Annotated in this window: 15 protein-coding genes and 1 pseudogene; 8 read left to right on the top strand and 8 right to left on the bottom strand. The window is 58.2% G+C overall.

The genetic code is table 11. The features are described from left to right. Positions 1-311: 311 nt before the first annotated feature. Positions 312-860: an RNA polymerase factor sigma-70 gene (locus GHO25_RS06095; protein WP_048368846.1), complete on the top strand. Its 549-nt coding sequence runs from the start codon at positions 312-314 to the stop codon at positions 858-860. 96 nt (positions 861-956) lie between these two features. Here GHO25_RS06095 and GHO25_RS06100 read toward each other — a convergent pair. Further along, a pseudogene (locus tag GHO25_RS06100) lies at positions 957-1,538 on the bottom strand (GNAT family N-acetyltransferase); the annotation flags it as partial. A gap of 77 nt (positions 1,539-1,615) precedes the next feature. Then, the gene (locus tag GHO25_RS06105) at positions 1,616-2,392 is read right to left on the bottom strand and encodes an ABC transporter substrate-binding protein (protein WP_153390149.1); all 777 of its coding nucleotides are present in this window, start codon (positions 2,390-2,392) and stop codon (positions 1,616-1,618) included. Positions 2,393-2,602: 210 nt separating this feature from the next. Here GHO25_RS06105 and GHO25_RS06110 point away from each other — a divergent pair, with 210 nt between their 5' ends. Both GHO25_RS06110 and GHO25_RS06115 read left to right on the top strand, forming a co-directional pair. Beyond that, on the top strand, positions 2,603-3,145 hold the full coding sequence (locus tag GHO25_RS06110; protein ID WP_153390150.1) for an exonuclease domain-containing protein: 543 nt from the start codon (positions 2,603-2,605) through the stop codon (positions 3,143-3,145). 90 nt (positions 3,146-3,235) lie between these two features. Beyond that, a complete protein-coding gene (locus tag GHO25_RS06115) occupies positions 3,236-3,517 on the top strand; it encodes a pyrimidine/purine nucleoside phosphorylase (protein WP_153390151.1) in 282 nt (93 codons plus the stop codon). A gap of 80 nt (positions 3,518-3,597) precedes the next feature. On the opposite strand, the gene GHO25_RS06120 is transcribed toward GHO25_RS06115, so the two are convergent. Further along, the gene (locus GHO25_RS06120; RefSeq protein WP_153390152.1) at positions 3,598-5,355 is read right to left on the bottom strand and encodes an ABC transporter transmembrane domain-containing protein; all 1,758 of its coding nucleotides are present in this window, start codon (positions 5,353-5,355) and stop codon (positions 3,598-3,600) included. A gap of 253 nt (positions 5,356-5,608) precedes the next feature. Between GHO25_RS06120 and GHO25_RS26090 the strand changes: the two genes are divergently transcribed. Next, positions 5,609-5,782 (top strand): PA1571 family protein, encoded by a 174-nt coding sequence (locus GHO25_RS26090; RefSeq protein WP_048368841.1) that lies wholly within the window; start codon positions 5,609-5,611, stop codon positions 5,780-5,782. Positions 5,783-5,848: 66 nt separating this feature from the next. Here GHO25_RS26090 and pdxB read toward each other — a convergent pair whose 3' ends face one another. The 3 genes from pdxB to rlmM are packed head-to-tail and all read right to left on the bottom strand — an operon-like array spanning position 5,849 to position 8,386. After that, a complete protein-coding gene (pdxB, locus tag GHO25_RS06125) occupies positions 5,849-6,991 on the bottom strand; it encodes a 4-phosphoerythronate dehydrogenase PdxB (RefSeq protein ID WP_153390153.1) in 1,143 nt (380 codons plus the stop codon). Positions 6,992-7,046: 55 nt separating this feature from the next. Beyond that, complete coding sequence (gene tusA, locus GHO25_RS06130) at positions 7,047-7,295, bottom strand: sulfurtransferase TusA (protein WP_048368839.1); 249 nt, start codon at positions 7,293-7,295, stop codon at positions 7,047-7,049. Positions 7,296-7,309: 14 nt separating this feature from the next. Beyond that, positions 7,310-8,386 (bottom strand): 23S rRNA (cytidine(2498)-2'-O)-methyltransferase RlmM, encoded by a 1,077-nt coding sequence (gene rlmM, locus GHO25_RS06135; RefSeq protein ID WP_153326648.1) that lies wholly within the window; start codon positions 8,384-8,386, stop codon positions 7,310-7,312. A gap of 227 nt (positions 8,387-8,613) precedes the next feature. On the opposite strand from rlmM, the gene acnA reads away from it, so the two are divergent. The 3 genes from acnA to GHO25_RS06150 all read left to right on the top strand — a co-directional run bounded on the left by acnA (position 8,614) and on the right by GHO25_RS06150 (position 13,993). Continuing rightward, positions 8,614-11,355, top strand: a complete 2,742-nt coding sequence (gene acnA / locus GHO25_RS06140) for an aconitate hydratase AcnA (protein ID WP_153390154.1) — start codon at positions 8,614-8,616, stop codon at positions 11,353-11,355. 168 nt (positions 11,356-11,523) lie between these two features. After that, a complete protein-coding gene (locus GHO25_RS06145; RefSeq protein WP_153390155.1) occupies positions 11,524-12,315 on the top strand; it encodes a CPBP family intramembrane glutamic endopeptidase in 792 nt (263 codons plus the stop codon). A 112-nt stretch (positions 12,316-12,427) separates the two neighbouring features. After that, a complete protein-coding gene (locus GHO25_RS06150) occupies positions 12,428-13,993 on the top strand; it encodes a PAS domain-containing methyl-accepting chemotaxis protein (RefSeq protein WP_048368835.1) in 1,566 nt (521 codons plus the stop codon). Positions 13,994-14,039: 46 nt separating this feature from the next. On the opposite strand, the gene GHO25_RS26315 is transcribed toward GHO25_RS06150, so the two are convergent. Both GHO25_RS26315 and GHO25_RS06165 read right to left on the bottom strand, forming a co-directional pair. Beyond that, on the bottom strand, positions 14,040-16,571 hold the full coding sequence (locus tag GHO25_RS26315) for an autotransporter outer membrane beta-barrel domain-containing protein (protein ID WP_218581067.1): 2,532 nt from the start codon (positions 16,569-16,571) through the stop codon (positions 14,040-14,042). A gap of 204 nt (positions 16,572-16,775) precedes the next feature. Next, entirely contained in the window at positions 16,776-17,459 is a 684-nt protein-coding gene (locus GHO25_RS06165) for an alpha/beta family hydrolase (protein WP_153390157.1), read from the bottom strand. A gap of 72 nt (positions 17,460-17,531) precedes the next feature. Here GHO25_RS06165 and ccoN point away from each other — a divergent pair, with 72 nt between their 5' ends. Then, positions 17,532-18,956: a cytochrome-c oxidase, cbb3-type subunit I gene (gene ccoN, locus GHO25_RS06170; RefSeq protein WP_048368833.1), complete on the top strand. Its 1,425-nt coding sequence runs from the start codon at positions 17,532-17,534 to the stop codon at positions 18,954-18,956. Positions 18,957-18,962: the final 6 nt, after the last annotated feature.

Here is an 18,962-nt window from a genome sequence, read left to right on the forward strand (position 1 = left end):
CGCCGTAAAACGCCGCCCGTGCACATGCAAACGCCATATCACCCTCCTGTGTTAACCGTTCATCGCGGGTCTGCAACACAGACCTTCGCCCCTTGTGAACGGTTGACCCGGGCAAATAATTAGCCCTCGCGATAGTGGCTTTTTGTTGCAAAACACGCGGGATGTGAGGCTTATCTCAATCTCTTGAAAGGATGCGTACTAATTACCTTTCTCAATTGACAATCATTATCATTAAGCCTAGTTTGTTTCGCACTGTGACGGCGCCAACCGAGCAATGGCCCGCACGTTTTCACTAGCCACAGGTGATCTCCATGACGGAACAAATGTCCACAAGCAGGTGTGACTCACCCTTACTTCAAGCCTTTGTCGACAACCGATTAATCCTGGTCAAAATTGCAGCGCGGATCACCGGCTGCCGATCTCGGGCCGAAGACGTGGTGCAGGACGCTTTCTTCCGTTTGCAGTCCGCGCCGCAGATCACCTCGTCATTCAAGGCGCAACTGAGCTATCTGTTCCAGATCGTGCGCAACCTGGCGATTGATCACTACCGCAAGCAGGCACTGGAGCAGAAATACTCGGGCACAGAAGAGGAAGGCTTGAATGTGGTGATCAATGGCGCCTCGCCAGAAACCTCGCATATCAATTTTTCGACCCTGGAAAACATCGCAGACGCCCTGACCGAGCTGCCAAGCCGCACCCGTTATGCGTTTGAGATGTACCGCTTGCACGGTGTGCAGCAAAAGGACATCGCCAAAGAGCTGGGGGTGTCGCCAACACTGGTCAACTTCATGATTCGCGACGCGCTGATTCACTGCCGCAAGGTTTCGGGCAGCCAGCCAGATACCTTTAGTCGCCGCTGAAATCAGCTTTTTTGTGAGAGGGCTCGCGATCTTTGAAGATCAAAAGAAGATCAAAAGATCGCGAGGCGAGCTCGCTCCTACAAAATGAACGTCGCTTTAGCGTTGGTTTTCGATTGTCCTTTCCAGCACCATCAAGGCCGCCCGTTTGTGCGGGAAGTCGAATTCCTTGATCCGCGCATAGCCCTGCGCCTGCATGTAACCGATCATTTTGTCGTTGTCAGCACGAGGCTCGGCCACGATGCGCCGGGTGCGCGGATCGTCCTGCAACAGGTAATCGGTCAAGGCGGATAACCAACTGGCAACCTTGTGCGGCCCGCGATGGGCCTGCTCCCCCACCAGCATATGAATGCCACGGTCGTAATCGTCTGCGTCGTAAAAGGGCGCGATGCGATCTTCTTTGGCCCAATAGGCTTCGAAATAGGCAAATGGCTGGTCGTCAAAGCAACCGATCAAGGTCAGGGTGTGCGGGTCGTTGGCCAGTTTTTCGAGGTACTGGCGATGGTCGTCAAGGCTGCCCCCTTCATCCCAGAAGGCCAGTACTCGCGGGGTGTTCTGCCAGCGGTTGAAGCGTTCGAGGTCAAGCTCGATGTCCAGCGTACGCAAGGAGATCCAGGCGCCAAGCTGGGGGTCGAAGCGCCGATAGACTTCGCCCTGGGGTTTGGCCGGGCGCTGCGGGTGCGAAGCGATTGCAGTCATTTTGGACTCACGATTGTCGTCAACAGTTAGGCTGTGTGACGTTGGTCGCGGGGCAAAATTTAGGACTCGGTCTCGACGAGTTCAATATCGTAAGGGGCAAAAATCGCTTTTAACTGGCCATTGTCCTTGAGCGCTTTGATCAACTTGGTCACTTCTTCGGCTTTGATCGGGCCATGGGGCCGAATGAAGGCGTAGTGATGGTAGCGCTGGTCGGCACGGTCAGATATCAGCACGCGAGATTTGTACTGCGGATTGTGTCTGAGCATGTCATTGAGGTTGGATCGCGTCATCAAGGTCATGTCTACCCGCCCGCGCAAGACCATCTGCAGGTTGCTTTCGTGGGAGTAGGTCAAGGTCGCGTCAAAGTGGTTGAGCAAGTAGCTGGGGGCAGGATTGAAATCTGCAAAGGCGTAGTGATAGCCGGAAAAAAGCGCCAGCCGTTTCCCCTTTAAATCATCAAAATAGGATTGGTCACGCCCCGGCTGTTGCTTGGCAATAAACACTTCCGAGTCAACAAGGCCAAGGTCGACAGCATCGTAATCGACCCCCTGCCAGCCCCAGTTGGAGCTTTCAAAAAGGATCAGGTCAACGCGGCCCTGATCAAAATCACGCACCCTGCGCGCCAGCGAGGTGGGGACGGCGGTGAATTTATAATCAGTTTGTAACTCATTCATCGCACTCAGCAATTTTTGCAGCAAGCCCGTGTCGGAGCCGCGTTCCGGGCGCACGATATACGGCGGAAAATGCGCCGCACCGACGCGAATTTCCTGCGCGGCCCACACCGGCGACATCAAGGTGACACTCAGCGCCAGCAACACACTGCGGACCATCCACATTGGCAAACACTTAAACGCTGTGCACATCGGGGACGCCCGCAACTGGAACTTATTAATGGGTACAGGACCTGAGATCGAGTACGACCGTAATTTAAGCGCGCCTAGACTAGCAAGCAAACGTGGTGTGGCCCACTACAAATTAAGTGCCCCGTGGCTGCGCATTAGCTACGCTGCATCCTCAATGCCGATGTTGTTTAAGGAAAGCTGCACATGCCTCACTGGCTGGTAATTGACTTGGAAGCCACCACCGATGACGGCGGCTGGCCTCTGGAAGAAATGGAAGTCATCGAAATCGGTGCCAGCGTGGTCACCCGTGCCGGGCGCGAAATAGACCACTTTCAGCGTTTTGTACGGCCGCAACGGCGCCCGCTGCTGACTGCTTTTTGCCGTCAATTAACCCATATCACCCAAGCCAATATTGATAACGCCAGCCCTACCGGGCAGGTTTGGGAGCAGTTCGAGCGCTGGCTGGGCCAGCACCTGCCCAAACTGGAAGGCTGGGCCAGTTGGGGTGAGTACGACCGCAAGCAACTGGAACAGGAATGGCAACAAAAGCAGCTCGACAGCGCCTTGGCGCGTTTGCCGCATATGAACCTCAAGCACCAATTTGCCCAGGTCCGCCAGCTAAAACAGCCGCTGGGCCTCAACAGTGCGCTGCAACTGGCCGGTATGCAGTTCAGCGGGCAGCAGCACCGCGCCCTGGAAGATGCGCGCAATACCGCGCGTTTATTGCCTCTGGTGTTGCGGGTTTAGTGCAGCGCCGAGCCTCTACAAAAGGGCGTGACGGGATAAAACGGCTTCTGCATACTGGCCAGCCTTTTTAACCCATTCCGAGGAATCGCCATGTTTAAAGTCAACGAATACTTCGACGGCACCGTCAAGTCGATTGCGTTCACACAAGCTGAAGGCAAAGCCACTATTGGCGTCATGGCCCCGGGTAAATACGAGTTCGGCACCGCCGAGCGTGAAATCATGCACGTCGTCTCGGGCGAGCTGAAGGTCAAGCTGCCGGGCAGCAGCGAGTTTGAAACGCTCAAGACAGGCAGCCAGTTCAACGTACCGGCCAACAGCAAGTTTCAGCTTGAGGTCGTAGTAGATACCGCTTACCTGTGCGAGTACCGCTGAGTTAGCCCCGCGTAGGAGCGAGCTTGTCTCGCGATCTTTTGATGTTTAAAAGATCGCGAGGCAAGCTCGCTCCTACAGGGTTAGTCCGCTGTGTTGAACTGCAACGCTGCCAACCGCGCATACAGCGGGTTACTGGCAATCAATTGGGCATGCGTGCCCACCGCCACCAACTTGCCCTGATCCATCACGGCAATGCGATCGGCATTCTGCACCGTCGCCAGTCGATGGGCGATCACCAGCGTGGTACGGCCTTTCATCAGGCTGGGCAACGCTTCCTGGATCAAGTGTTCACTTTGCGCATCCAGCGCGCTGGTGGCTTCGTCCAACAGTAAAATCGGCGCATCCACCAGCAGTGCCCGGGCAATCGCCAGGCGTTGCCGCTGCCCGCCCGACAACCCCTGACCGCCATCGCCCAAGTGGGTTTTATAGCCTTGGGGCATTTGCAGGATGAAGTCGTGGGCATGGGCAATACGCGCCGCCGCCTCGACCTGGGCATCTGTTGCCTGCGGGTTGCCATAGCGGATGTTGTCTTCGACCGTGCCAAAAAACAGCGCCGGGGTCTGCGATACCAGGGCAAAGCAGCGGCGCAAGTCGTGCGGGTCAAGTTGCTGGACAGGTCGCCCTTCCAGCAAGATTTGCCCTTGCTGGGGGTCATAGAAACGCAACAGCAAATCAAACAAGGTCGATTTGCCAGCCCCGGACGGCCCGACCAAGGCCAGGGTTTCGCCTGCATTGATGGTCAGGCTCAGGCCCGCAATCGCGTAGCTTTCGGGACGCGACGGGTAAGAAAAATACACATCTTCGAGGCGCATGTTGCCTTCAACCCGCTCTGGCAACACTTGCAACCCGCTGTCCGGTACGACGATCTGGCTTTTGGACTGCAGCAGTTCGCTGATCCGCTCAGCCGCCCCTGCCGCCTGTTGCAGTTCGCCAATCACTTCACTCAGGGTGCCGACGGCACTGCCGACCACCAGGCTGTAGAACACAAACGCGGCCAGTTCACCGCCCGTAATGCGCCCGGCGATAACATCCATGCCGCCCACCCAGAGCATCACGCCGACTGCGCCCAGCACCAGCGAGATCACCAGGGTGATCAACCAGGCCCGCTGCAAGATACGTTTGCGCGCCGTGGCAAAGGCGCCTTCGACGGTTTGCGCAAAACGCTGCTGGTCTTGTTGCTGATGGTTGTAGGCCTGGACGGTTTTGATCTGGGTCAGGGCCTCGGCCACGTAGCTGCCAACATCGGCAATGCGGTCCTGGCTTTGACGCGACCAGCTGCGCACGCGACGACCAAAGATCAAGATCGGTGACAGCACCAGGGGCAAGGCGACCACGACGATGCTGGTGAGCTTGGGGTTAGTGATAAACAGCAGCACCACGCCGCCGATCACTATCAGGCTGTTGCGCAAAAACAACGACAGCGAGGAACCGATGACCGATTGCAGCAATGTTGTGTCGGTGGTCAGCCGCGACTGGATTTCCGAGCTGCGGTTGTTTTCGTAAAAACCGGGGTGCAAACCGATCAGGTGGTTGAATACTTGTCGACGAATGTCAGCCACCACCCGCTCGCCAATCCACGACACCAGGTAGAAACGCACGAATGTGCCCACCGCCAAGCCCAGCACCAGCAGCAAAAACAACCCAATGGACTGGTTGAGCATGTGCGGTGATTGGGTCATAAAGCCTTTGTCGACGAGCAAACGAATGCCCTGCCCCATCGACAGCGTGATCCCCGCCGTGACGATCAGGGCCAGCAAGGCGCCGACCGCATGCCAGCGGTAAGGGGCTACAAAATGAATGACCAGACGAATGGCACGGCGCTGACGGGAAGAGAGCATGGGGGTGTTCCGCAAAGGGGGTCGAGTGTTGAAAGCCGCACACAGCCTACAACGAACCGGGGTAACACTTGGTAAACCTTTCTCAGTCGTTTTGAATATGACCGGGTGCCACAAGCCCTAGGCGTTAAAGTTCTAAAGTGAGGGTAGAAGTTTCGAAGTATTTCTGTTGGACTGGGTTCCGCGGCCAAGTGTGTAACAGCTTGGTCATTTAACGGATCTAAAGTAGCGCTACACCCTGATGAGGAGACAGGCCATGGAATCAATCAACACTCAAGCACTTCCGGTAATTCGCACCCACCAGCAACCGTCGTTGGGGTGTGCCTTTATCGACGCTGAAGGTAATGAAGTTCTCATCACTGAAGAGATGATTCAGAACGCCTGCCAAGAACTGGAACAGCGTTTGGTCAAGCCTGTAAACAAAGACTGAAGCTGACAACACCTTACTTGCCCGCGATCTTTTAAAAGATCAAAAGATCGCGAGGCAAGCTCGCTCCTACACCCGTACTGCGCCCAGCGCTTTAACCATCTGCGTCAAACCCTGCGACTCACCCTCTATACGTACCTGTAGGCCTTCGATTTCGCGGCGGACCGGGTAGTGTTTGCGCAAGGCGTCAAACGCCAGCTTTTGCTCCTGAACCGTGCCCACCAGGCTGCGACGAAAGTCCGCATCGTCACGGCGCGGGTCGTAAACCCCACGGCATACCGTCGCCAGCGCCCAGGCCGTGTCGCTGTCAGCACTCAGTTCAACCTTGGCCAGCCAGGGCGCAGGCAGTAAGTCGGCCAGTTTGATAACCGCTTCCTGCCCCAGAAAATCGCAGAACGCCTGGTAAATCTGCGCCGTGCCCCGCTGCTTGCCGTCCAGGCTGTAACCGGCAATGTGCGGCGTTGCCAGTACACACAGGTCGGCCAGTTCGACATCAACTTGCGGCTCGGCTTCCCACACATCCAGTACCGCTTGCAGGTCTTCGCGCCGGGTCAGCACTTCACGCAGGGCGTTGTTGTCGATCACCGGGCCACGGCTGGCGTTGATCAGCCAGGTGCCGTGTTTGAGCTGGTTCAAACGCTGCTGGTCGAGCAAGTGCCAGGTCGCGTTCTCTGCGGATTTATCCAGAGGCGTGTGAAGGCTGATGACATCGCAACGTTCGATGATCTGCTCAAGGCTGACGTAGTCACCGCCCTCTGCCGCCTGACGCGGCGGATCGCACACCAGCACGTTGAAGCCCAGGCCCTTGAGCACATTGACCAGACGCCCGCCCACTTCACCGGCCCCGACCACACCGTAAGTGCGCTGATTGAGGTCGGCGCCTTCGATTTCGGCCAGTGTCAGCAAGCTGCCGAGCACGTAGTCCACCACACCGCGGGCATTGCAGCCGGGCGCGCTGGACCATTGAATGCCCTCTTGATGAAAGTAATCGAGCGCCAGGTGATCGGTGCCGATGGTGCACGTACCGACAAAACGCACGGCGCTGCCTTCAAGCAGATCGCCGTCGACCTTGGTCACCGAACGCACCAGCAAGACATCCGCATCGTGCACATCGGCCCGGGTGATCTGGCGCCCCGGCAAACGGCGTATTTCACCGAATTCAGCAAAGAACGCATCGACCAACGGAATATTTTCATCAGCAACAATCAGCATGGCAGGCTCCTTTCAAGGACTGGCAGTGTAGGCGTTGTCGGCACGTTTGGGCCGATCAATCCTGCTTTTTGCGGATCCAGTACAGGTACGTGCCCGCTTCTTCGGCCTGGCCGACCAGTTCGTGATCCAAAAACACGCAGAACTTGGGAATGTCGCGGCGGGTCGACGGGTCGGTCGCGATCACCTTCAGCAAGCCACCCGGCACCAGATCGCGAATGTGTTGGTGCAGCATCATCACCGGCTCTGGGCAGTTCAGACCGCTGGCGTCCAGAGTGCCGTCAAGCGGCAGGTCAGCAAAACTCATGGGGTACTCCTGAATCAGCGGGATTTAGGCTTTTTCACGTCCAGTCGACGCAAATGGCAGGTCACTTCTTCACGGTCGTGGTACAGCTGCTTGCAGCCGATTTCAACCTGGATACCGCGCGCCTTGAAGCCGTCGGCAATGCGGTCCAGAAGACGACGCACTTCGGCGTAGCGTTGTTTCATCGGCAACTTGAGGTTGACCACCGCCTCACGGCAATGCCCTTCGCCAATCCATTCTTCGAGCATCGCCGCATTGCGCGCAGGCTTCTCGACGATGTCGCAAACCATCCAGTCCACCGGCTGCTTGGGCTTGAAGGTAAAGCCATCAGCCATCAAGTGTTGCACCAGCCCGGTGTCCATCAGGCTTTCTGCCATGGGGCCGTTGTCGATGGCGATCACCAGCATGCCGCGATTGACCAGTTGCCAGGTCCAGCCACCGGGGGCTGCGCCGAGGTCAACGCCGGTCATGTCACTGTGCAAACGATCATCCCATTGATCACGCGGGATGAAGTGGTGCCAGGCCTCCTCCAGCTTGAGGGTCGAGCGGCTCGGGGCTTCACGCGGGAACTTGAGACGCGGAATGCCCATCGGCCACATGGCCGAGTTGTTGGACTCTGCCAGGCCGAGGAACACTTCGCGGCCACTTTTGAAGGTCAGCAGCAGGCGCGGTTTGTCGTCGGCGTTTTCGACCAGCTTGCCCGCCTTGAGCAGCGCCTTGCGCAAATGCCCTTCGAACTTCTTGCAGAAGTTGGACAGTTCTTTGCCGTCGTTGGTGTCGACCACTTCCAGCCACAGGCTGCCACACACCGGAAAATCGGCCATGTGTTCAAGGATGACGCTGATCCGGTCGGTTTCCGGCAGCTCGACAAAACTGCCGCGTGCCCATTGGCGCGGGAAAATCAGCTCGGCGAAGCGCAGGCGCTGCATCAGGCGCTCAGCACCGCCTGCTTCGGTGCAGACAAACTCGGCACAGGCCGCGCTTGGCTTGGCCTTGGCGTAGCCGGAGACATTAAGACGGGCGGCATGCTCGGCGATTTCCGAGCAGACTTCGCCTTCAAAACCGGGCCGGCAATGCATAAAAACGGTGTTCATTGATTTACTCCTGGGCAGCGGCAAGACATTAAACCGCTGCGCTACCTTGTCCTGGAACAAGGTCTGTCACGAAAAGGCGGGCATGATAACTGAGTTCGGAACCTTGAAGCCTTATAGACAGTCCAGTTATTAGCCAGATCACTGAATCAGGGCTAGGTTTGAAGCTCTGCTCACTGTTCTGTTCGTATCACACGATCCGTGCCGTGCGGATCAAAAGGAGTCATTTCATGTCCTCCCTCGATAGCCTGAAAACCCTTTCTACCTTAAAAGTCGACGATAAGACTTATCACTACTTCAGCCTGCCGCTCGCCGCCAAAACCCTGGGCGATTTGAGCAAGCTGCCGATGTCTCTTAAAGTGCTGCTGGAAAACCTGCTGCGCTGGGAAGACGGCAAAACCGTCACCGAACCCGACCTCAAGGCTCTCGCCGCCTGGCTCAAGGAACGCCGCAGCGACCGTGAAATCCAGTACCGCCCGGCACGGGTGTTGATGCAGGATTTTACCGGCGTACCAGCGGTGGTCGACCTGGCCGCCATGCGCGCCGCCATGGCCAAGGCCGGGGGCGACCCGCAGCGCATCAACCCGTTGTCACCGGTTGACCTGGTGATTGACCACTCGGTGATGGTCGACAAGTTCGGCAGCACCAGCGCTTTTGAGCAAAACGTCGACATCGAAATGGAACGCAACGGCGAACGCTATGCGTTTTTGCGCTGGGGCCAGGATGCCTTCGATAATTTCAGCGTGGTACCGCCCGGCACCGGGATTTGTCACCAGGTGAACCTGGAATACCTGGGCCGTACGGTCTGGACCAAAGACGAAGACGGCCGCACCTATGCCTTCCCCGACACTCTGGTAGGCACCGATTCGCACACCACCATGATCAACGGCCTTGGCGTATTGGGCTGGGGCGTGGGCGGGATTGAAGCCGAAGCCGCCATGCTCGGCCAGCCCGTCTCGATGCTGATCCCTGAAGTGGTGGGTTTCAAACTTAGTGGCAAGCTTAAAGAAGGCATCACCGCTACTGACCTGGTGCTGACCGTTACGCAAATGCTGCGCAGCAAGGGCGTGGTCGGCAAGTTCGTCGAGTTTTATGGCGATGGCCTGGCCGATTTGCCCCTGGCAGACCGTGCCACCATTGCCAACATGGCCCCGGAATACGGCGCTACGTGCGGGTTTTTCCCGGTGGATGAGATCACCCTCGATTACCTGCGTTTATCCGGTCGTCCGGACGCCACAGTCAAGCTGGTCGAGGCTTACTGCAAAGCCCAGGGTCTGTGGCGCGAAGCGGGCCAGGAACCGATTTTCACCGACACTCTGGCGCTCGACATGGGCACCGTCGAGGCCAGCCTCGCCGGGCCAAAACGCCCGCAAGACCGGGTCGCCCTGCCCAACCTGGCGCAAGCCTTCAGCGACTTCTTGAGCCTGCAGTTCAAACCGGCCAGTAAAGAAGAAGGCCGCCTCGAAAGTGAAGGCGGTGGCGGCGTGGCCGTGGGCAGCGCAGAGTCGGTTGGCGAGGCGGATTACAGCCTCGATGGCAAAACCTGGCGCCTGAAAAACGGTGCCGTGGTGATTGCCGCCATTACCTCGTGCACCAACACCTCCAACCCCAGCGTGATGATGGCTGCCGGGCTGGTGGCGAAAAAAGCCGTTGAAAAAGGCCTGAAAAGCCAGCCTTGGGTGAAAACCTCATTGGCCCCCGGCTCCAAGGTGGTTACCGATTACTACAAGGCCGCTGGCCTCACACCGTACCTCGATCAATTGGGCTTCGACCTGGTGGGGTATGGCTGTACCACTTGTATTGGCAACTCCGGGCCGCTGCCCGATCCCATTGAAAAAGCCATTACCCAGGCGGACCTGACCGTGGCGTCTGTGCTGTCGGGCAACCGTAACTTTGAAGGCCGGGTACACCCGCTGGTCAAAACCAACTGGCTGGCCTCGCCGCCGCTGGTGGTGGCCTATGCATTGGCCGGTACGGTGCGTATCGATATCAGCAGCGAGCCACTAGGCGTGAGCAAAGACGGTCAGCCGGTGTACCTGCGCGATATCTGGCCGAACCAGAAAGAAATCGCCGACGCCGTGGCGCAAGTCAGCACCAGCATGTTCCACAAGGAATACGCCGAAGTGTTTGCCGGTGACGAGCAATGGCAAGCCATCGAAGTACCGCAGGCGGCGACGTATGTCTGGCAAGACAGCTCGACGTACATCCAGCACCCGCCGTTCTTCGACGACATTGACGGGCCATTGCCGGTCATCGAAGACGTCAAGGGCGCGAACATTCTGGCGCTGCTGGGGGATTCGGTGACCACCGACCACATCTCCCCTGCCGGCAATATCAAGGCCGACAGCCCGGCCGGGCGCTACCTGCGCGAGAAAGGCGTCGAGCCCAAGGACTTCAACTCCTACGGTTCGCGACGCGGCAACCATGAAGTGATGATGCGTGGCACCTTCGCCAACATCCGTATTCGCAACGAAATGCTCGGCGGTGAAGAAGGAGGCAACACCCTGTACATCCCGACCGGCGAAAAGCTGGCGATCTACGACGCGGCCATGCGTTATCAGGCCTCGGGCACGCCCTTGGTGGTGATTGCCGGTCAGGAGTACGGCACGGGTTCGAGCCGCGACTGGGCGGCCAAAGGCACCAACCTGCTGGGCGTCAAAGCGGTGATTGCCGAGAGTTTTGAGCGTATCCACCGCTCCAACCTGGTGGGCATGGGCGTGTTGCCCTTGCAGTTCAAGCTGGACCAGAACCGTAAGAGCCTGAAACTCACCGGCAAGGAGACCCTGGACATCCTCGGGCTGACCGGGGCCGACATTCAACCGCGGATGAACCTGACCTTGGTGATCACCCGTGAAGACGGCCAGCAGGAAAAGGTCGAGGTCCTGTGCCGGATCGACACCCTGAATGAAGTTGAATACTTCAAGGCGGGCGGGATCTTGCACTACGTTCTGCGCCAGTTGATTGCTTCGTAATAGCCAAACCTGTGGGAGCGGGCTTGCTCGCGATGGTATCGACGCGGTCTAACAGAAAAACCGCATTGCCTGCATCGCGAGCAAGCCCGCGCCTATTCCTTCATGTTCACACCATTTCCTTCATGCTGAATCGTTATAATCGTGCGCCCTTCTCCCCCTAGGATTCGCATGATCGCCCTGCCCTGGCCTTATCTCGCCCTCTTGACCCTCGGCTACGGCATTGCCATGAGCTATGGCCAATTAGGCGTTCAAGCTGTTATTGCCCTGGCCGCCCTCGTGGTGAGCGGGTTTGCTGCCCACCAAACCCAACGCTCATGGCTGCGCTATGCCGGACACGCTGTGTTTGTGTTGCTGGCCCTGGCTTTGGCCCTGCATTGGCTGCCCGGTTTTCACAACGGCCGTGCCATCAGCCCCGAGCGGCTGACCCCGGATGCCGTGCCCTTTTCGATGTACCTGAATCTGGACAAACCCCTGATCGGCTTTTGGCTGCTGCTGGTGTGCCCGTGGATAGCACCGCGCTTTAACTGGCGCGCATCAGTGGGCGCCGCATTGATGGGGCTGGTGCTGGCCGCCTTGGCCGCGCTGGGTGGCGCGCTGTTGCTGGGCATTGTGGCCTGGGCGCCGAAGTGGCCCAGCCAGGGCTGGATTTGGCTGTTGAATAACCTGCTGCTGGTGACACTGGTCGAAGAAGCGCTGTTTCGCGGCTATTTGCAGGGCGGGTTGAGTCGCTGGTTCAAGCAACTGCCGTACGGGCAAACCCTAGCCTTGGTCATTGCCTCGCTGTTGTTCGGCCTGGCGCATATCGGTGCCGGTTGGCAGTGGGTACTGTTGGCCGGCATTGCCGGACTTTGCTATGGCCTGGCCTACCGCTTTGGCGGGTTAAGTGCGGCGATTGCCACGCACTTTGGTCTTAACGTGCTGCACTTGGCGTTCTTCACCTATCCCATGCTGGCGCCTTAAGCTCGCCCCAAGACTGCGACAGCGTTGATGCACGCTGTTGCAGCAGAAATATTAATTAAACAATTCGTTGCGCGTGCCGAAAGCCTATCAAAGTCTTGCGGATTGAAACGACATGCGTAACAACCAGCCCATCACCCAGCGCGAACGCACATTCCCCGCGCAGCAACGGTTGATTTCCACTACCGATACCAAAGGCGTGATCACCTACTGCAACGACGACTTCGTCGACATCAGCGGGTTTTCGCGTGATGAGCTGGTGCGCGCACCGCATAACCTTGTGCGCCATCCGGATGTGCCTTCGGCGGTGTTCGAACATATGTGGAGCACCCTGAAAAAGGGCATGCCGTGGATGGGCATCGTCAAAAACCGCTGCAAGTCCGGCGATCATTACTGGGTGAATGCGTATGTGACCCCGGTGTTTGAAAACGAACGCGTAGTGGGCTACGAGTCGGTGCGGGTCAAGCCGACGGCCGAACAGATCCGCCGCGCCGAAGCGCTGTACCAGCGCATCAATCGCGGCAAGCCCGCCGTACCGCGCCGCGACAAGTGGCTGCCGGTGCTGCAGGACTGGCTACCGTTCATTCTGGTCAGCCAACTGAGCTTTGTGATCGGTGCGCTGTTCAACTCCAGTTGGGGTTTTGCCTTGGCCGCCCTGTTGTCGATTCCGCTGGGGCTGCTGGGCCTGACCTGGCAGCAACGCGGGATCAAGCGTTTGCTGCGCCTGGCCGAACAGACCACTTCTGACCCTCTGATTGCCCAGATGTACACCGACAGCCGTGGCCCGCAAGCGCGTCTGGAAATGTCCATCCTGAGCCAGGAAGCGCGCCTCAAAACCTGCCTGACCCGTCTGCAAGACACCGCCGAGCACCTCAGCGAGCAAGCCCGTCAATCGGACGTGCTGGCGCACAAGAGCTCCACCGGGCTGGAGCGCCAGCGGGTTGAAACCGAGCAGGTTGCTACCGCCGTGAACCAGATGGCCGCGACGACCCAAGAGGTCGCCAGCCATGTGCAGCGCACTGCCGATGCCACGCAAGAAGCCAATCGCCTGACCAGCCGCGGCCGCGACATTGCCGGTGAAACCCGCGAGGCCATTGAGCGCCTGTCGGTGGTCGTCGGTGAAACCGGCGCGACGGTGACCCAACTGGCGAAAGACAGTGACGAGATTGGCGGTGTCGTCGACGTGATCAAGGGCATTGCCGACCAGACCAACCTGTTGGCCTTGAACGCAGCCATTGAAGCGGCACGTGCCGGTGAAATGGGCCGGGGTTTTGCTGTTGTGGCCGATGAAGTACGCCAACTGGCGCAACGCACCAGCACCTCGACCGGCCAGATTCACGGCTTGATTGCCAAGCTGCAACAAACCGCCGCCACAGCCGTACAAACCATGGACGCCGGCCACCGCCAGGCACAAGAAGGCGTGGCACGGGTGCTGGAAGCCGACGCGGCACTGATCGGGATCAGCGAAGCGGTGGCCAATATCACCGATATGACCACCCAAATTGCCGCCGCCACCGAAGAGCAAAGTGCCGTGGCCGAAGAAGTCAGCCGTAACATCAGCACCATTGCCGACCTTGCCGACCAAACCTCGGAACAGGCGCAGCATTCGGCCCTGCTCAGTGAAGAACTGGCGCAAACCGTGAATATTCAATATTCGCTGGTGGAGCGGTTTAACCGCTGAAACTAAAAAGCCAGAGCGTTCGCTCTGGCTTTTTTTTAATCATGCTTCAGTCAAATGCGTATCGCACCCCGACATTGGCCCCCCAAGGTTGTTCGATACCTTGGCCGTTCATGTAGTCGAAGTCTGCGTGCAATTGCAGGTTACTGGACAACGACAGCGCCAGACCGGCCCCCAACTCAGCACGGGTGCCGTACAGATCATTGTTGAAGCGATGCCCGTTGACCTCGACGTCATTGTCTCGGGCAAACTCTTGAGCCAGTGCGACTTTGATATAAGGGCTTAGCCATTGATTACGATGTTCAAGGGTCATGCCCACTTTACCGAGCAGGGAGTGGGTGGCCGCGTTATCGGCCTTCAGCTCTGAGTCCAGACTGAACGACTTTCCTTGCACTGCCACCGCAGACACCTGAGCGAAAGGCTCGATGAACAGGTGTTCGGTGAGCTGGATCTGCCGACCGGCTTCCAGCGAAGCACCCAGCCCATAGTTGCGGTAGCTGCCTTTGGCCTTGCTGAAATCGCTCATCAAGACGTCCGCGCGATTCTGGAACTGGTTGAGCTTAAGCACGCCATCCACGTAATAACCGTTGTTGTTCATCCAGGTCCCGTAAGTCCCGACATAAAAACTGTCGACAGTGCCTGAGGAACCGCGTGACTGAGACAGGTCAGATTTGCTGTAACCGCCGAGCAACCCCACCAGCAGCACACCGTCAGTGAGAGCCAGCGGCGCGTCCACGCCCAGCGAAAAACCGCTCTGCTGTTGCTCAAAGCCCAGGCCATCGCGACCTGCAACCCGGTACTGGTTACCGTAGCTGCGCATCCAGGCACCGCCCTGCCCGCTGCTTCTGACCTCGCCCATACGGCTGCGCAAGGTACTCATCTCGCCATACCAGACGGTCGGCGCACTGTTAAACAGCGCCTGAACACTGCGGGTGGCCGGGCTTACCTCACGGTCTTCGCCGGTCAAAAACCAATCGTCGCCCTGACGCTCCAGCCCATACGAATAAGCCCCAAGGTCGACACGCTCGCCCAGCACGCTGAACTGCGCATCGCCGCCACCGGTGTGAACCACCTGCAAAGGATCAAAGCCGGATTCAGGCTCGGCACCGCTGTTCTGAATGCTCAACACATGATTGCCCGTCGCCTGGCCTTCTATGTTGAGAAAGTCGACTTGCTGGTTGTCCATGTCCAGCTTCAGCCCAAAGGAGCCATTGCCGGACAACTCGCCCATGGACAGCTGATGAAACCCCTCAGCTTTGGCAAAGTCGATGCTCCCGCCATTGAGCACCAAGGACTCGACATTGCTGTCACCCATAATGTCCCAGCCGACGCCTGCATCAAGTTGCAGGTTTTTGACGTCGCTCATCTGCCCGGTAAAACGTGTTCCATTCTGCAAACGCACATTCACCAGGCCGCCCTCAGGGATGGTCAGGTTGCCGTGCAAATAGCTGCCATCGACGACAAGGTCCAGCACGCTGTCAGACTGCACGTCGAGCAATTCGCCCCGACCATTGCCAGCAGACAGCGTGGAACCATTACTGACCGTAATGGTTGCCTGTGCGCCGCCTTCAACTTTTATGGCCGGCCCCTCAACACTGCCGATATAAGCGTTATCGATGGCCACTGTGTTGCCTTGGCCACTGATATTGATCGCTGCCGCGGTTTGCGATTGAATCGAGCCACCGTTGACGGCCAGAGTGCCACCGTTCAGTTGCGCACCGACCGCACCGGCGCCATTGGCTTTAACGTGGGAATTGTTGAGTTCTACCCGGCCGCCGGATTGGGTCACAACGCCTGCTGAACCTTCGCCAAAGGTTTCGATGGAACTGTCGTTCAGTGTCACCAAGCTGCTGTTGCCGATAGAAACCACACCATGGGACTCTCGGCCACGGGTAACAATCGACGAGCCCTGGCTCAATTCAATCGAAGCACCGCTCTCAGCACCTGCACCGGAGGACTGATCCCCTTCAGTGACAATTGAACTGCCTTGCAAATCAATGACTGCACCACTGTGCCCTTCAACACCCAACGAGCGGTAGCCTTCAGTGCGGATCTGCAGGTTGGCCGCTTCCACGGAACTGAGCTGCCACCCCAAAATCCCTGCGCTGTGGTCTCCTGTGGTGGTGACGCTGCCGCCGCCCAGTTGGATAGCCCCGTCACTGAACGCATAAATACCGGCAGCGGCATTGCCGGTGGTAACAACGGTGACTTTCTCCACATCGGCTACAGCACCAACGCCTACGCGCAGGCCCGTGGCGCCTTCACCTGAAGTCTCGATCTGAAGCTCCCCGGTGGATTGGAATGTGCTGCCCTGACCGTTAACCAGCACGCCGTAAGCGTCTTTACCAGACGTTGCGACAGCCATGTCAGCGGACTTGATTTTTCCGCCACTGGAGGCATGCATTCCATACACGCCAGCGCTGACTGTTTCGATCTTGCGATCACTGACGCTGACTTCTTCTCCGTCCCGGGCTGACACCTGGTCCTCATCAGCAGCGAATGCCTGAACACTTGAGAACAACAATGTCTGACTGATCGCTATGGCAAGAATGGACTGACGCGGGAAAAGGAACTGGGGCATGAGGATTGTTTTCTCTTGTGTTGAGTTCTCGTACGGAGCTCAACGACATTGCCGAGCGTACCTACGTACGAGGGCGCCAAGAATGAAAATAATCGTCAGAACAAAACATCGGGAATTTCCTTGATTACTGTAGGACTTAACGCATCAAGCATGTAGAGAAGCTCAAGCACCCTGTCGCAAATCCACTCGCCCGGCATCAAACCATCATCTTCTTTTGAGCCATCCTGCAAGGCTATCCGCGGCCCGTTCCAAGTGTTGATCATGAGTGAACCCTGAAACCTTGAGCGGCTTGAGGTCATGGTCGGCGGCGGCCAGCCACACCAGTTCGAGCGTCGGCGCCAATGGGTAAGTTTCAACGGTCAGCCGATTACCCAGCGCGTCGCGCTCACCCTGCACAATCAGGGTCGGCGTGTGCAGTTCAGCCAGATGCGCGACCCGAGGTTTTTCCGGCTTGCCCACGGCATAGAACGGGTAACCCAGGCACACCAGCCGATCAACGCCCAGCTCATCAGCCACCAGGCTGGCCATGCGCCCGCCCATGGACTTGCCACCGATGGCTAAGGGCCCAGTGACATGCCGTCGCACCTCGCTGTAAACCTCACGCCAGCATTCCAGCAATTTAGCCTGTGGATTGGGCGGCCTTTTGCCGCCATCCAGGCGCCGTTGCGCCATATACGGGAACTCGAAGCGCAGCACGTTGATCCCGCGTGCAGCAAGGCGTTCAGCCATGTCGGTCATCCAGTCACTGTCCATTGGCGCACCTGCGCCGTGAGCCAGGATCAAGGTTGCCGATAATGGTGTTTTTGCAGCGCTCCATAGCCAGCCCCGCGCCTGCAGGCACTTCGCCCATTGATCCTCGTCAATACCCACTTTGCTGCCTACGCCCATGCTTGCCTCGCTTTTAGTCTGCCTATAACTCCAGGCGTGCGTTGAACTCGCCTGATCCGTGGATGGGGAACCATGAACACTTCTATCAGTACCGCCTACAACTATAAGGTGGTCCGCCAATTTTCCATTATGACGGTGGTTTGGGGCATCGTCGGTATGGGGCTCGGCGTCTTGCTCGCCGCGCAATTGGTCTGGCCCGAACTTAACTTCGATTTGCCCTGGACCAGCTTTGGGCGGTTGCGCCCGCTGCACACCAACGCGGTGATTTTCGCCTTTGGCGGTTGCGCCTTATTTGCGTCCTCGTTCTACTCGGTGCAACGCACCTGCCAAACCACGCTGTTCGCGCCCAAAATCGCTGCCTTTACCTTTTGGGGCTGGCAACTGGTGATTCTGCTGGCGGCCATCAGCTTGCCACTGGGTTACACCAGTTCCAAGGAATACGCTGAACTGGAATGGCCGATCGACATTTTGATCACCATTGTTTGGGTCGCTTACGCCATCGTGTTCTTTGGCACGATCATGAAGCGCAAGACCAAGCACATTTATGTGGGCAACTGGTTCTTCGGCGCGTTTATCGTGACCGTGGCGATTTTGCACATCGTCAACAACCTGGAAATCCCGGTCAGTTTCACCAAGTCCTACTCGCTGTACGGTGGCGCCACTGACGCCATGGTGCAGTGGTGGTACGGCCACAACGCCGTGGGCTTTTTCCTGACAGCGGGCTTTTTGGGGATGATGTATTACTTCGTGCCCAAGCAGGCCGAACGCCCGATCTATTCCTATCGCCTGTCCATCGTGCACTTCTGGGCGCTGATCACCCTGTACATCTGGGCCGGTCCGCACCACTTGCACTACACCGCATTGCCGGACTGGGCGCAGTCGCTGGGCATGGTGATGTCGCTGATTCTGCTGGCACCGAGCTGGGGCGGGATGATCAACGGCATGATGACGCTCTCGGGCGCCTGGCATAAGTTGCGCAGCGACCCGATCCTGCGCTTTTTGGTGGTGTCGCTGGCGTTCTACGGCATGTCGACCTTCGAAGGCCCGATGATGGCCATCAAGACCGTCAACGCCCTCTCCCACTACACCGACTGGACCATCGGCCACGTACACGCCGGCGCGCTGGGCTGGGTGGCGATGATCTCCATCGGTGCGATGTACCACATGATCCCTAAAGTCTTCGGCCGCCCGCAGATGTACAGCATCGGCCTGATCAACGCGCACTTCTGGCTGGCGACCATCGGCACCGTGCTGTACATCGCTTCGATGTGGGTCAACGGCATCGCCCAGGGCCTGATGTGGCGCGCGGTCAATGCCGACGGCACGCTGACGTACTCCTTCGTCGAAACCCTGGTGGCCAGCCATCCGGGCTACGTCGTGCGGTTGATCGGCGGGGCGATTTTCCTGAGTGGCATGTTGCTGATGGCTTACAACACGTGGCGCACGGTGCGTAATGCCGAGCCCGCTGAAGTTGTCGCCGCTGCGCAGATGGCCTGAGGAGTC

The sequence above is a fragment of the Pseudomonas sp. FSL R10-1350 genome, assembly GCF_009600525.1.
GTDB classification, from domain to species: Bacteria; Pseudomonadota; Gammaproteobacteria; order Pseudomonadales; family Pseudomonadaceae; genus Aquipseudomonas; species Aquipseudomonas helleri.